Source organism: Mesorhizobium sp. ESP-6-2, assembly GCF_020164675.1.
In the GTDB taxonomy this organism is placed as follows: Bacteria; Pseudomonadota; Alphaproteobacteria; order Rhizobiales; family Rhizobiaceae; genus Mesorhizobium.
The window spans coordinates 445,354-458,673 of record NZ_JAIUGT010000001.1; the positions used below are offsets into that span (position 1 = coordinate 445,354).

Genomic DNA, 13,320 nt, shown 5'->3' on the forward strand with positions numbered 1-13,320 from the left:
GTGTCGCTATTTGAGGGGTTGGCGCATGGCGCCCCCCTCTGTCCTGCCGGACATCTCCCTCCTCGAGGGGGGAGATTGGCAGCTTCGCCGGCGGTGCTTGTCTCTTCAAGCGGTGCAGATTGGCGAAAGCCGAAGTGACATCTGATCCCCCCTTGAGGGGGAGATGGCCGGCAGGCCAGAGGGGGTGCAGCGCATCCCTATAAAACCGAACCGCAAAGCCAACCCCTCGCCAGGAGCGCCCTTGCCCGCCCCCCTCATCGAAATGCGTGGCATCACCAAGAGTTTCGGCGCCGTCAAGGCGAACGAAGCCGTCGACCTCAGCGTGGCGCCCGGCGAGATCCTCGGCTTGCTGGGCGAGAACGGCGCCGGCAAGACGACGCTGATGAACGTGCTGTTCGGCGCCTATGCGCCCGACGCCGGCGAGATCCTCATCCAGGGCCGGAAGGTGCGGATCACCAGTTCAGCCGATGCGTTGGCCGCGGGCATCGGCATGGTGCACCAGCATTTTCACCTGGCGTCACGGCTTACGGTGCTGGAAAACCTGCTTATCGGCATACCAGGCAAGTCCGGACGGATCGACCGGTCCGGCGGACTGGCGCGGTTGGCCGAAATCAGCCGCCAGCACGGGCTGACACTCGATCCCAGCCTGCCGGTCTCGGCGCTGTCTGTCGGAGAGCAGCAACGTCTCGAGATCGTCAAGGCGCTGTTTCGCGGCGCAAAGCTGCTGATTCTCGACGAGCCGACCGCGGTGCTGGCGCCGAGCGAAGTCGACGGGCTGTTTTCGGCCTTGCGGTCGATGGCGGCGCAGGGTCTGGGCATCATCTTCATCTCGCACAAACTCAACGAGGTGCGTGCGCTCACCCACCGCTGCACGGTGCTGCGGCATGGCCGCGTTGCCGGCCGCGTCGATGATCCGGCCAACACCACGTCGGCGGAAATGGCGCGACTGATGTGCGGCCACGAGATCGTGCCGCCGGCCAAGGGGCCGTCGACGCCGGGGGCAGCGGTGCTCACTCTCGACGGCATTTCCACCTCGAGCCATTCGGGCACGCCGCTGCGCGATGTGTCGCTATCCGTGCGCGCCGGCGAGATCCTCGGCATTGCCGGTGTCTCCGGCAATGGCCAGCGGGCACTGGCGGAGGTGATCTCGGGCGTGCGAGCGCCCGATGCCGGTCGGATGACGATTGCGGGACAGAAAGTGTCTCGCTTCTCGCCGCGCGAGGTGCAGGCGCTGGGCCTTGGCCGCATCCCGGAAGACCGCATGACGACGGGACTGGTCACCAACTTGCCGCTCGCCGATTCCATGGTGCTGCCGCGCATCGGCACCGCCGCTTTCAGCAGCAAGGGCCTGCTCAAGCCGGACGCGATCCGGGCCTTCGCCGAGGCGCAGATCAAGGCCTATGATATCAGATGCCCCGGGCCGATGACGCGAGCCGGCGCGCTGTCCGGCGGCAATCTGCAGAAAGCGCTTTTGGCGCGCGAGCTCGCCTTCGATCCGAAGGTGCTTGTCGTCTCGCAGCCGACGCGCGGCCTCGACATCGGAGCCGCCCGCTTCATCCATGAAAAATTCCTCGACATGCGCGCCAAGGGCTGCGGCATCATCGTCATCGGCGAGGATCTGGAAGAGTTGCTCGTGCTCTGCGACCGCATCGCGGTGATGTATGAGGGCCGCATCGCCGGCACGCTTCCCAGCGCCGATGCGACGATCGCACGGCTGGGGCTGCTGATGACCGGGGCGGAGGGCCATAGCTGATGTTCCGCCTCGAAGTCCGCAGCTCGACGCCAGCCTGGTTCAACCTGGCTTTGCCGCTGCTGGCCATCGGTACCGCGCTCGTGCTGTGCAGCGGCCTGATCGCGCTGGCCGGCGCCGGCGTGCTCGAATCCTACGGCGTTATGTTCACGGCTTCGCTCGGCGACAGCTATGCGATTACCGAAACGCTGGTGCGCGCCGCGCCCATGATCTTCACCGGGCTGGCGGTGGCTGTCGCCTTCCGCGCCAAATTCTGGAACATCGGCGCCGAAGGGCAACTGCTTGCCGGCGCGGTGGCGAGCTGCTTCGTCGGCGCGATCCCGATGCCGGGACCGCTCGCCATGCTTTTGATGGCTCTGGCAGGCGCTGCGGCCGGTGCAGCCGTCGCGCTCGTGCCGGCAACGCTGCGGGTGAAATTCAAGGTCGACGACGTCGTCAGTTCGCTGCTGCTCAATTCGGTCATCTATTACGCGCTGATGGCGCTGATCGAAGGGCCGTGGAAGGATAGTTTCAGTGGCTATCCGATCTCGCCTCCGATTGAGGATTCGGCCAATTTCCCGGTGCTGATCGAGGGCACGCGGCTGCATCTCGGCGTCATCGTGGCGCTTATCGCGGCACCGCTGATCTGGTTCCTGATCGTGCGCACCACGCTCGGCTTCCGGATCCGGGTCACCGGCGAAAATCCGGAAGCGGCCAGATATGGCGGCATCAATGTCCAGCGGGTGCTGCTCTCGACGGCGTTGCTGTCCGGTGCGCTGGCGGGCCTGGCCGGCGTCGGCGAGGTTGGCGGCGTGCATTTTCAGGTGATGAGCGACATCTCGCCGGGCTACGGTTATTCCGGCATCGTCGTTGCAATGCTGGCGCGGCTCAACCCGCTCGGCGTGGTGCCGGCGGCGATCTTCCTGGCTGCCGTGATGACCGGCGCCGAGGCGATGTCGCGCGCGACCGGCGTGCCGGCCTTCCTCAGCGATGTCATCCAGGGCACGGCACTGCTTGCCATGCTGGTGGCGCTGCTGTTCACCGCCTATCGCATCCGCCGCGTCGGAGCCGCCCAATGAGCGCGGTGTTCGAACAGATCTTCCAGGTCGGCTTCTTGGCCGCCATCATCCGCATCGCCACGCCCTTGGCTTTCGCTACCCTTGGCGAAATGTTCTCCGAGCGCGCCGGCGTGCTCAATCTCGGCATCGAAGGCATCATGCTGTTGTCGGCAATGGCCGGCTTCACCGCCGCCAGCCTCAGCGGCAACCTGTGGCTGGGCGTCCTGGCGGCGGTGCTGACCGGCATGCTGATGGGGGCGCTGCATGCGCTGTTCACGGTGGCGCTGGGCTTAAGCCAGCATGTCTGCGGCATCGGCGTGACGCTGCTTGCGTCGGGTCTGGCTTATTTTCTCTACCGGCTGATCTTCGGCCAGCAATCGGTGCCGCCGAGCATCAAGGGTTTTCAGACGCTGCCGATCCCGGTCCTCTCCGACATTCCCGTGCTTGGGCCGGCGGTGTTCAACCAGTTCGCGCTGGTCTACATGGCGATCCTGGCCATCCCGATCGCCGCCTTCGTGCTCTACCGCACGCCATGGGGGTTGTCGGTGCGCATGGTCGGCGAAAACCCGCGCGCCGCAGACTCCGCCGGCGTCAGCGTCATTCTCACCCGCTTTCAGGCGGTCATTCTCGGCGGGGCGCTGATGGGGCTGGCCGGCGCCTTCCTGTCGATGGCGCAGTTCAACGCCTTCACCTTCGGCGTCGTCTCCGGGCGCGGCTGGGTGGCGATCGCCCTGGTCGTGTTCGGCCGCTGGGACCCGTGGCGCTCGGCGGGCGCCGCGCTGCTATTCGCCTTTGTCGATGCCCTGCAGTTGCGCATGCAGGCGAGCGGCCTCGGGCATATCCCCTACGAGGCGTTCCTGATGCTGCCTTTCATCTTCACCATTGTCGCCATGGCGGTGATGTCGCGCAATGCGGTGGCGCCGTCGGCGCTGCTGAAGCCGTTTCGACGGGAAGAACGATAGACGAGTAGGGCTTGGGACGAAGACCCTGGACCTTGGGACACCTCACATCGCGGTAAAACCATTGTCGACGAACAGATGGGCCCCGTTGACAAAGCTCGACTCGTCGCTGGCGAGGTACAGCGCCGCCTTTGCCACCTCTTCCGGTTCGCCGATCCGCCCCTGCTGTGCAGCCAGCGCCGCGTCGGAGACATCGACGCCGAGCTTGCCCAGATCGGCGACCTCGCGCAGCCCATGCGGTGTGCGGATGAAGCCGGGGCAGACGGCGTTGCAGCGGATGTTGCGGTCGCGGAATTCCACGGCGATGGCGCGCGCGAACATGTGACAGGCGCCCTTGGTCGTGTCGTAGAGCACTTCGTTCGGCGTCGCCGCCACCGCCGAGATCGACGAGGTACAGACGATCGAGCCGCCCCCGGCCGCGATCATGCCGGGCAGCACGGCGCGGGTCATCAGGAACATTGAGCGCACGTTGACGGCATGCAGCCAGTCCCATTCCTGCACGCTGGTTTCCAGGAACGGCTTTATCACGATGGTGCCGGCATGATTGAACAGGACGGTAACCGCGCCGAACTTCTCGGCCGCGCCCCTCACGGCCGCCTCGACCTGCGCCTCGTCGGAAACGTCGGCGATAAAATGCTCCGCGATTTGGCCGCGCGCCCGGATCGCCGCGGCGGTGGCTGCCGCCGCTTCGCCATTGCGGTCGATGATCGCCACCTTTGCGCCTTCCGCCGCGAACAGTTCCGAGGCCGCCCCGCCCATTCCCGTCGCGCCCCCCGAGACGATGGCGACCTTGCCGGCCAGTCTTGCTCCCATTTCCTTGCTCCTCCCAAATGTCCTTTGGACGATCTCGCGTTGTCGCTCTGCCGCGATGCTATCCTGCCCGCGCGGGGCGGCCAATGCGCGAATGGATCGGCAAGTGAAGTGCCGTCGAGCGCCGGAAGTGCAACCGACGCTGCCATGTCCGTCGATCACGTCGATGCCGCTCTGCAGCAACTCAGCGCCAATTTTCTCGGCGCTGTTAGAAAAAAATTCTGCGCATGGCGGAAAATAGCAATCGACAAAGTCTACAAATTTTATAGATTAACCGGCGAGACGGAGGTCGACATGTCCTATATGCAGAACACCGAGACCCGCAGCAGCGGCCAGAGGCTGGCCAATGCCCAGAGCTTCCGCCCGGCCTATGCCGGTGCTTTCGCCTATGTCGTCTTTGCCCTTGCGTTCGTGTTCACCGGGGCTGTTGTTCTGGGCCTCATTCCCTGAGCCGTGGTCCGGCCAGGCTGACGACCCACCGCCTTCAGGCAATCGGAGCTGAATGAACCGGATCCCGGTGCGCTTTCGCGCGCGCCATTGATTCGTATTTGACCGCATCCGTGATTCCAGAGATGGAGGAGATGGCAATGCCGATCGAATTCACGCATGTCCCCGGCAAGACCTCTGCCGATAGCGCAGTTTCCTTTTTCTACGACTTTGCCGAGACGGCGACCAGGCTGGCGCTGATCGAGGATGGCGGTTTCCGCAACCTCGTGGTGGACGATCCGGCCGGCCTGCTGACCAATATGGATCTTGCCGCCCAGGTGCTGGACCGCAGCTCGTCTCTGGAAGTGGTCCTCACCCATTGGGCCGGCGTGGTCCAACCGACCGTGGCGGCGCGGCAGCTTGCCTCGATCGACGCCCGCAGCGGCGGCCGCCTTGCGCTCAGGATGATCAGCGAGCCGTTGAGCGATGACGACGCCGAAACGCGGCCGGTCGGACACGGCGTCATCTGGCAGCGCATCGACGAGTATCTGGTTCTGTTGAAGCGGCTGTGGTCGAACGAGCGGCCTTTCGACCATGAAGGCGCGTTCTACAGCATCAAGGGCGGCTATATCGAGCGCAAGGGACCGCATGGTGCCGACCTCGTCATCCGCATGGGTGGGCAATCCGGCACGGCACTGAAAGTAGCCGGCCGGCATGCCGACGTCTTCGAACTGGCGCCCGGTTCGATCGACGATGTCAGGCAGTTGATGGAACGGGTGCGCGGCGCCGCCGCCGAACATGGCCGGGCCGCCAGACTGCGCTTCGCCCTTCCGGTCCGCATCCACCGGGGCGTTTCCTCGGCAGGGCACAAGGCGGTCGATGTCTCCGGGCCGCCGGCCCAGGCCGCCCTGTCGCTGCTTGCTTACGCGGCTCTCGGCATCGATGAATTCATGATCGTCGGCGTCGACACGCCGCGCGAGATCGCGACAGTCGGCCGCGAGACGATCGCGCTGCTGCGCAATTCGCTGGCGCGGCGTGAAAGCGGCGAGTTCCAGCATGGGGCTTTCGCGCAGCGCATGGGACTGGAAACACGGGCAACGGGCTGAACTGCGGAGAAATTTCCTTTCCAACCGCTCTGGCCTGCCGGAGGGTGCTATCCCTGCCGTGTCTATAACCTGCGAGGCTGCTCTGCGGTACCTAATCCTTTAACGCGCCTTGCTACCCAGCCGTGACAGGCCTTCGAGGACTGCACCAGAATCCGCCAGCGCGCCGAAGACGCCGTCCTCGACCGTCACCATGTGAAGGGCCGCCTCATGCGCCCGTCTGTCGCCGCTGGCGCAGGCGTCGGAGATCGTCAGGCACTGAAAGTTGCGGTCGCAGGCTTCGCGCAGCGTCGTGTGCACGCAAACATCCGTAGTGCATCCGCAAAACAGAAGACGCGTGATGCCTCGCGCGCGCAGCACGAGCTCGAAATCCGTATACGTGAAGGCGCCGTTGCAGGTCTTGTCGACGATGATGTCCTGCGGCGCGACGTCGATCTCCGGAGCGATCTGAAAACCCGGACCCGAACGAAGCAGGATCTCGGCGCCGTCGAGGCCGGCCCGCCTGCGGCGCCATTTCTCGTAAGGTGTCATGTCGGCCATGTCGGCCCGGTAGCCTTGCCTTGTATGGACGATGCTGACGCCCGCCTCGCGGGCAGCGGCGATCAGCCGGCTCACCGCGGGCAGGATCGCTCTCAACGGCGACGGATCATATCCCTTCCTGGCGAAGTAACCCGTCGTAGACAGGAAATCCTGCTGCAGGTCGATCACCACCAGCGCGGTGTTCTCGGCCACCAGCCTGCCGTCATAGGGGAAGTCGAAGGGTGTCGCCTTGATCATGCGCGGTTTCCTGTTTCAGCGAAGACCTTAGAGCGGTTCATCGCTCCACGGAAACGCTTCGTTGCCTGGAATTCGAAGCGGCATCAGGCGTCACGATATTTTGTTGACGCAAAAACTCAACTTCATTGTTGACTAGTAAAGTCATGTTTCATAGTCAACCGGGCACGGTTGCCGAAAACCGGATTGATGGCATGCCCGCAGCCGTACTGGAGATGGACCTTGACGGGAACAGACACCCAGACTGCTTTCCACATCGACGCGGTGCGCTTTGCCGTGGGCGAGCGGACGCTGCTCGGCCCGGTTTCGTTCGAATTGCAGCGCGCGCGCGTCTACGGGCTGATCGGCCACAACGGGTCCGGCAAGTCGACGCTGGTCAAGCTTTTGGCGCGCCAGCAGCCGGCAAGCTCTGGCGCCATCACCTTCGCCAGGCGGCCTTTGGCCCAGTGGGGTGCGCGCGAACTGGCGCGGGCGCTTGCCTATCTGCCGCAGACGACGCCGGCGGCGACCGGCTTGACCGTGCGCGAGCTGGCGGGGCTCGGACGTTATCCCTGGCATGGCGCGCTCGGCCGCTTCGGCCAGGACGATAGGCGGCATGTCGAGGAGGCGCTGGCCCTGACCTACATGGCCGGCTTTGCCGACCGGCTGGTCGACGAGCTGTCGGGCGGCGAGCGCCAGCGCGCCTGGCTCGCCATGCTGGTGGCGCAGAACGCCGGCGTCATGCTGCTCGATGAGCCTATCTCGGCGCTCGATATCGCCCATCAGGTCGAGGTGCTTGGGCTGGTCAGGGACCTCAGCCGCAAGCGCGACCTTTGCGTCGTCGTGGTGCTGCACGATCCCAACATGGCAGCGCGCTACTGCGACGAGCTGATCGCCCTGAAGGACGGCAGGCTGCTGACGCGCGGCACGCCCGGCGAAATCATGCAAGGCGATGTGCTTGAGGGCATTTTCGGAGTGGAGATGGGCGTGTTCGCGCACCCCGTCACAGGCCAGCCCGTCGGCTATGTCCAGTGACGCTTCAGGGCCGCGGCGGGGAAGGCTGGCGGCTGTGAGAACGAGGAAGAAGACGATGTCGAGAACCGGTTTGGTCGCAGCGCTGTTTGCATCCGCCATGCTGGCGGCCGCCAGCGCGCCGGCGCAGGAGCAGCCGGCAAACGGCACGCCCGCCACCATTACGGCGCCAGCACCATCGCCGGCCACGCCTGCCGCCCCCGTGGGAGCCGCAGCGCCTGCACAGCCGCAAGCCGGGGCCGGTACGGCGGCCGAGCCCTCGACGACGCCGGCGTTCACCTTGCCGCACGATCTGTCGCCATGGGGCATGTTCATGGCTGCCGACATCATCGTCAAGGCGGTGATGATCGGGCTGGCCTTCGCCTCGCTCGTCACCTGGACGATATGGCTGGCCAAGTCGCTGGAAGTGCTTGCCGGCAAGCTTGGCGCCCGTCGCGCCGCGCGGGCCATCGGCAATGCCGCGACGCTGAAGCAGGCGAGCCGCGCGCTCGGCCGCAACGGCGGCACCGGCGCCCTGCTGGTGCGGGCGGCGGAGGAAGAAGCGGCACTTTCGGCCGGCGCGCTCGACCATGCCGGCGGCGACGGGCTGAAGGAACGGGTCGCCTCGCGCCTGACACGCATCGAGGCGGCGGCGGCGCGACGCATGTCGCGCGGCACCGGCCTGCTGGCGACGATCGGCTCGACCGCGCCTTTCGTCGGTCTGTTCGGCACCGTATGGGGCATCATGAACGCCTTCATCGGCATTTCGCAGGCGCAGACCACCAACCTGGCGGTGGTGGCGCCGGGCATTGCCGAAGCCCTTCTCGCCACCGCCATGGGGCTCGTCGCCGCGATACCGGCCGTCGTCATCTACAACGTCTTTGCGCGCTCGATAGCCGGCTACCGGCAGATCCTCGCCGACGCCTCGGCTGGCGTCGAGCGGCTGGTCAGCCGCGACCTCGATTTCCGCACGGTGGCGCCGGCAACGGCGCTGGCGGCGCAGTAGCGGAGCAAGACCATGGGCAGCCGCATCCGTCAGACCATGGACGATGACCTCGAGGAAAGCCACGAGATCAATGTCACGCCCTTCATCGACGTCATCCTGGTGCTGCTGATCATCTTCATGGTCGCAGCGCCCTTGGCGACGGTGGATGTCAATGTCGACCTGCCGGGCTCGACCGCGACGCCGGCGCCGCGGCCGGAGACGCCGCTGTTCCTGACGTTGAAGGATGATCTCTCGCTGGCGATCGGCAACGACACCGTGCCGCGCCAGGTTTTCGCCGCCACGCTGGACGGCAGGACCAAAGGCGACAAGCAGGCGCGCATCTTCCTTCGCGCCGACAAGACGGTTGCCTATGGCGACCTGATGCAGGCGATGAACCTGCTGCGCGGCGCCGGCTATCTGAAGATCGCCCTGGTCGGCCTGGAGGCTGCGCCCGCCGGCGATGTTCCGGCAGCGGCGCCAGGCGGAGCCGCTGGTCCATGACCCGGCAAGCGGCCGCCTCGCCCACGGTGGAGCTGTCGCGCCTCGGCTGGCGCGACCTCGGCCTGTGGGCGGTTGCGGCCGCGCTGGTGCTTGGGGCGCATGTTGCGGTCGCCTATGCGGTGCAGAGCTTCAGCCCGGTCGACCCGGCGGATGGCGGGCCGCCGCCGGCGCTGGCGATCGAGATGGCGCCGATGGTGGTGACGCCGGCCGTGCGCGAACAGGCCGCGACGCTGGACGCCGCTGTGCCCGACCAGGCCGAGCCGGTCGAGGAGACCGAAAAAGCGCCTGAAGCCGAACCCGAGAAAGTGGCCGAGCAAACGGAGCCCGTTGCCGAGCCGGATGCGCCGCCGCCTGACGCAACCGAACCGACTGAGACGATGCGGACTGAGCCGGTTGACCAACCACCGCTCGAAGAGGTCGTCCCTGATATCGCCGAGACGGTCGCGCCCGACGTCGCCGTGCCGCTGCCACAGCCGGTCGAGACGCCCAAGGAAAAGAAACCCGTCCAGGCCAAGGTGAAAAAGCCCGTCGAGAAGCCCAAGCCGAAGAAGAATAAGGCGCCGCCGCCGAAGACTGTAACCGCCGCGAGCGCGGAGGCAAAGCCCGCCGCCAGGACAGCCGCGCCGAAATCGGCAGCCGGGGCAGCCGGTGTCAGCCCGGCCAAATGGGAATCGCGGCTGCTGTCATGGATCAAGCGGCATACGCGCTATCCGAGCGCTGCGAGATCCAGGCGCTCTCAAGGCAATGCCGACGTCGCCTTCACGGTGGACGCCTCCGGCCGGGTGACGTCGGCGCGCGTCGTCCGCTCCTCGGGCGATCCCGACCTCGATCGGGCCGCGCTCGCCGTGCTGCAGGGCGCCACGGTGCCGGCGCCGCCGCCGGAGCTCGGTTCGCGCGTCAGCCGCACGGCGCCGTTCGTGTTCAGCCTTCGGCATTAGCCTCGGAGCTGCGGTCAAACACGCTTCTGGTCAGGAATTTAGACGGCTCGCCCTCCCGAAACGCCTTCCCAAAAAAGCGTCGATTGGACGGCGGCCATCGCATAGGTCCAATTGGCAAGCGTTTGGCCTGCAAGGCCCACGCAATCGCCGCGGGCCGGGCGGGCACTGGTGGTGCGACACGTCGCGCCGAAGCGAACCATGCGCTTTGGACATTGCAGATGCAGCGAAGAGCGGAAAAGCGATTATTCCGCTGGTGGAGCTGAGGGGGATCGAACCCCTGACCTCGTCATTGCGAACGACGCGCTCTCCCAGCTGAGCTACAGCCCCGTCCAGCGGATGGCGCATTTATCGGGCACGGCAGTTTTCTGTCAAGGCGACGTTTTGCCGAATCCTGGCGGCCGAAGCCTGCCCTTGCCGGTTTCGCGCGCAATGGCTACATGTCGGCAACAATTGGAGACCGGCATGCTCGCCCTCATTCAAACAATCGTCATGGCGCTCGACCTCTATTGGTGGGTCATCATCATCTCGGCGATCTTTTCCTGGCTCTACGCCTTCAACGTCGTCAACTCGCGCAACCAGTTTGTCGGCAGCATCGGCAACATGCTCTACCGCCTGACCGAGCCGGCGCTGCGGCCGATCCGCCGTTTCATGCCGGACCTTGGCGGTATCGACATCTCGCCGATCATCCTGCTGCTGATCCTGTTCTTCCTCAGGCAGTTCCTGCTCACCACCGTGGCACCGCTGGTGCTGTGAACCCGGCGATCGCATGAGTGCCCCGTTCCGCATCCGCGAGAACGGCATCGAGCTGTTTGTCCGGCTGACGCCGAAGTCTTCCATTGACAGGTTCGAAGCCATCGAGACATCGGCTGACGGGCGAAGTCATGTGAAGGCACGGGTCCGCGCCGTGCCCGAAAACGGCGCCGCCAATCAAGCGTTGGAGAAGCTGGCCGCCAAGACGCTTGGAGTGCCGGCCTCGGCCGTCTCGGTTGTCGCTGGCGGCACGGCACGGCTCAAGACGCTGCGCGTGACGGGTGAACCCGAGGTGCTGATGCAGCGTATCGAGGCGCTCAGTGCTTCGGCCTGAAGTTCAGTCGCCCAGCGGCAAACGCGGATCGTCGACCTTCAGCGTGTTCACGCTCTGCTTGATGCGGCGCAAATTTTCCAGCACCTTCGGGCCGCGCGTCTCGGCCACCGACGTGACGATCATGTCGACGATCGCCAGCAGCGCGTAGCGCGACGATGTCGGCTTGTAGATGTTGCCGTCCTCGAGCGGCTGCAGATGGATGACGGTGTCGGCGGCCCTGGCCAATGCCGAGTCCGGCGCGGTGACGGCAACCGTTGTGGCGCCATATTGCTGCGCGACCTGCACCGCCTCGATGACCGATCGCGCATAGCCGGAAACCGAGAACGCGACCAGCGTTGTCTCTGGCGTGGCCACGGCGGCGTACATGCGCTGCAATTGTCCGTCGATCTGCGCCAGCACCGGCAGGCCCAGCCTGAACAGCCGGTTCTGCATTTCGGTCGCCATCATCGAGGAAATGCCGCCGGAGCCGACGCACAGCACGTTGCCTGACGCGGCAATGCGCGCGGCGACGTCGACCAGCGTCGTCATGTCGAGATTTTCGCTGGCGCGCTGGATGGCCGATATCGCCGCCTCGGTGATGGCCGACGCGATGCGCTGCTCACGGGCGTCGCGGCTCAGCGGCTCGGGCGACAGATACTGTCCACCGATAGCGATCGCCTGCGCCAGATAGAACTTGAAGTCGCGCAGGCCTTCGCAGCCGAGATTGCGGCAGAAGCGGGTCACCGTCGGCTCACTGACGCCGACGCGCGCGGCGATCTCCGAGATCGCCGCCTTGGAGGCGAAATCGAGATCGGACAGGACCAGGCCCGCCAGCCGGCGATCCGACTTGGTGCCGTCCTGCGACATCAGCTGCAGCCGGGTGATGATGTCGGCCGGTGTCTTCACGCTTGTGCTTTCATAGAGGCAGGCCCGTCGCCTTGTCGAAAAGATGGATGTTGCGCGGCTCGACCGAGACCGGCAGGCGGTCGCCTGGCTTCACCGGCACCCGGTTGCGGAAGACGACGCGCACCGTATCGCCGCCAATAGCGCCGTAGACATGGGTTTCCGAGCCCGTCGGCTCGACGACGTCCACCTTGATGGTCATCGCGCCGGCAGCTTCGCCGATGACAAAATGCTCGGGCCGGATGCCGGCCTCCACCGCACCGCCGGTCGGCACCTCTTTGCCGGCAAGCGCGAGCCTTCCGCCGCCGGTCGATTCGAACCAGCTGTTCGTGGCCGTCGTCTTGAGGGACCCCGAAACGAAACTCATCGACGGCGAGCCGAGAAAGCCGGCGACGAACTTGTTGGCCGGCCGGTCATAGAGCTCCAGCGGCGGCCCGACCTGCTGGATCCGGCCGCGATCCATCACCACGATGCGGTCGGCCATGGTCATGGCCTCGATCTGATCGTGGGTGACGTAGACGACCGTCGATTTCAGTCTCTGGTGCAGCGCCTTGATCTCGGTGCGCATCTGCACCCGCAATTGCGCGTCGAGGTTGGACAGCGGTTCGTCGAACAGGAAGACCGAGGGTTCGCGCACGATGGCGCGGCCCATGGCGACGCGCTGGCGCTGGCCCCCCGACAATTGCCGGGGGAAGCGGTCGAGATAGGAGAACAGGTTGAGGATGCCGGATGCCTTCTTGATCTTGTCCTCGACCACGGCGCGGCTCTCGCCGCGGATTTTCGGTCCGAAGCCGATATTGTCGGAGGCCTTGAGATGCGGAAACAGCGCGTAGGACTGGAAGACCATGGCGATGTTGCGCTGCTGCGGCGGCAGGTCGTTGGCGCGCACGCCGCCAATGACCAGATCGCCGGAGCTTATCGTTTCCAGTCCGGCCAGCATGCGCAGCAGGGTCGACTTGCCGCAGCCGGACGGGCCGACCAGCACGACGAATTCGCCACTCTCGATGTCGAGGTTGATGTTCTCGAGGATGCTGTGCTGGCCGAAGGATTTCGAAAGGCCGCGGAACTGGACGTCGGTCAT

Annotated in this window: 14 protein-coding genes, 1 tRNA gene and 1 pseudogene; 11 read left to right on the top strand and 5 right to left on the bottom strand. The window is 65.8% G+C overall.

Annotation, left to right across the window (positions count from 1 at the left end; translation table 11 throughout):
- Window positions 1-262: 262 nt before the first annotated feature.
- From LB532_RS02220 to LB532_RS02230, 3 genes and pseudogenes are all read left to right on the top strand, one after another.
- Window positions 263-1,513 (top strand): annotated as a pseudogene (locus LB532_RS02220) (ABC transporter ATP-binding protein); the annotation flags it as partial.
- A gap of 239 nt (window positions 1,514-1,752) precedes the next feature.
- Window positions 1,753-2,808 (top strand): ABC transporter permease, encoded by a 1,056-nt coding sequence (locus tag LB532_RS02225; RefSeq protein WP_140643415.1) that lies wholly within the window; start codon window positions 1,753-1,755, stop codon window positions 2,806-2,808.
- On the top strand, window positions 2,805-3,749 hold the full coding sequence (locus tag LB532_RS02230) for an ABC transporter permease (RefSeq protein ID WP_140643416.1): 945 nt from the start codon (window positions 2,805-2,807) through the stop codon (window positions 3,747-3,749). Before LB532_RS02225 ends, LB532_RS02230 begins: the two co-directional genes overlap by 4 nt.
- A 42-nt stretch (window positions 3,750-3,791) precedes the next feature.
- On the opposite strand, the gene LB532_RS02235 is transcribed toward LB532_RS02230, so the two are convergent.
- On the bottom strand, window positions 3,792-4,559 hold the full coding sequence (locus LB532_RS02235) for an SDR family NAD(P)-dependent oxidoreductase (RefSeq protein WP_140643418.1): 768 nt from the start codon (window positions 4,557-4,559) through the stop codon (window positions 3,792-3,794).
- Between the two features lie 291 nt (window positions 4,560-4,850).
- On the opposite strand from LB532_RS02235, the gene LB532_RS02240 reads away from it, so the two are divergent.
- Complete coding sequence (locus tag LB532_RS02240; RefSeq protein ID WP_140492547.1) at window positions 4,851-5,006, top strand: hypothetical protein; 156 nt, start codon at window positions 4,851-4,853, stop codon at window positions 5,004-5,006.
- Between the two features lie 137 nt (window positions 5,007-5,143).
- A complete protein-coding gene (locus tag LB532_RS02245) occupies window positions 5,144-6,088 on the top strand; it encodes an LLM class flavin-dependent oxidoreductase (protein WP_140643420.1) in 945 nt (314 codons plus the stop codon).
- Between the two features lie 99 nt (window positions 6,089-6,187).
- On the opposite strand, the gene LB532_RS02250 is transcribed toward LB532_RS02245, so the two are convergent.
- Window positions 6,188-6,862 (bottom strand): cysteine hydrolase family protein, encoded by a 675-nt coding sequence (locus LB532_RS02250; protein WP_140643422.1) that lies wholly within the window; start codon window positions 6,860-6,862, stop codon window positions 6,188-6,190.
- Window positions 6,863-7,048: 186 nt separating this feature from the next.
- Between LB532_RS02250 and LB532_RS02255 the strand changes: the two genes are divergently transcribed.
- From LB532_RS02255 to LB532_RS02270, 4 genes are read left to right on the top strand one after another with little or no spacing between them, the layout of a single operon-like run.
- A complete protein-coding gene (locus tag LB532_RS02255) occupies window positions 7,049-7,873 on the top strand; it encodes an ATP-binding cassette domain-containing protein (RefSeq protein WP_140643424.1) in 825 nt (274 codons plus the stop codon).
- A gap of 55 nt (window positions 7,874-7,928) precedes the next feature.
- Window positions 7,929-8,855, top strand: a complete 927-nt coding sequence (gene exbB / locus LB532_RS02260) for a tonB-system energizer ExbB (RefSeq protein WP_140643426.1) — start codon at window positions 7,929-7,931, stop codon at window positions 8,853-8,855.
- Between the two features lie 12 nt (window positions 8,856-8,867).
- On the top strand, window positions 8,868-9,335 hold the full coding sequence (gene exbD, locus LB532_RS02265; protein ID WP_140643428.1) for a TonB system transport protein ExbD: 468 nt from the start codon (window positions 8,868-8,870) through the stop codon (window positions 9,333-9,335).
- Window positions 9,332-10,273, top strand: a complete 942-nt coding sequence (locus LB532_RS02270) for an energy transducer TonB (protein ID WP_140643430.1) — start codon at window positions 9,332-9,334, stop codon at window positions 10,271-10,273. Before exbD ends, LB532_RS02270 begins: the two co-directional genes overlap by 4 nt.
- A gap of 251 nt (window positions 10,274-10,524) precedes the next feature.
- Here the strand turns inward: LB532_RS02270 and LB532_RS02275 are convergent.
- Window positions 10,525-10,600, bottom strand: a tRNA-Ala gene (locus LB532_RS02275).
- A 135-nt stretch (window positions 10,601-10,735) separates the two neighbouring features.
- Between LB532_RS02275 and LB532_RS02280 the strand changes: the two genes are divergently transcribed.
- Both LB532_RS02280 and LB532_RS02285 read left to right on the top strand, forming a co-directional pair.
- On the top strand, window positions 10,736-11,026 hold the full coding sequence (locus LB532_RS02280) for a YggT family protein (RefSeq protein WP_140492518.1): 291 nt from the start codon (window positions 10,736-10,738) through the stop codon (window positions 11,024-11,026).
- A 13-nt stretch (window positions 11,027-11,039) separates the two neighbouring features.
- Window positions 11,040-11,357, top strand: coding sequence for a DUF167 family protein (locus LB532_RS02285; protein WP_140643432.1), 318 nt, complete (start codon window positions 11,040-11,042; stop codon window positions 11,355-11,357).
- A 3-nt stretch (window positions 11,358-11,360) separates the two neighbouring features.
- On the opposite strand, the gene LB532_RS02290 is transcribed toward LB532_RS02285, so the two are convergent.
- Entirely contained in the window at window positions 11,361-12,242 is an 882-nt protein-coding gene (locus LB532_RS02290; RefSeq protein WP_140643433.1) for a MurR/RpiR family transcriptional regulator, read from the bottom strand.
- Between the two features lie 10 nt (window positions 12,243-12,252).
- The gene (locus LB532_RS02295) at window positions 12,253-13,320 is read right to left on the bottom strand and encodes an ABC transporter ATP-binding protein (RefSeq protein WP_140643435.1); all 1,068 of its coding nucleotides are present in this window, start codon (window positions 13,318-13,320) and stop codon (window positions 12,253-12,255) included.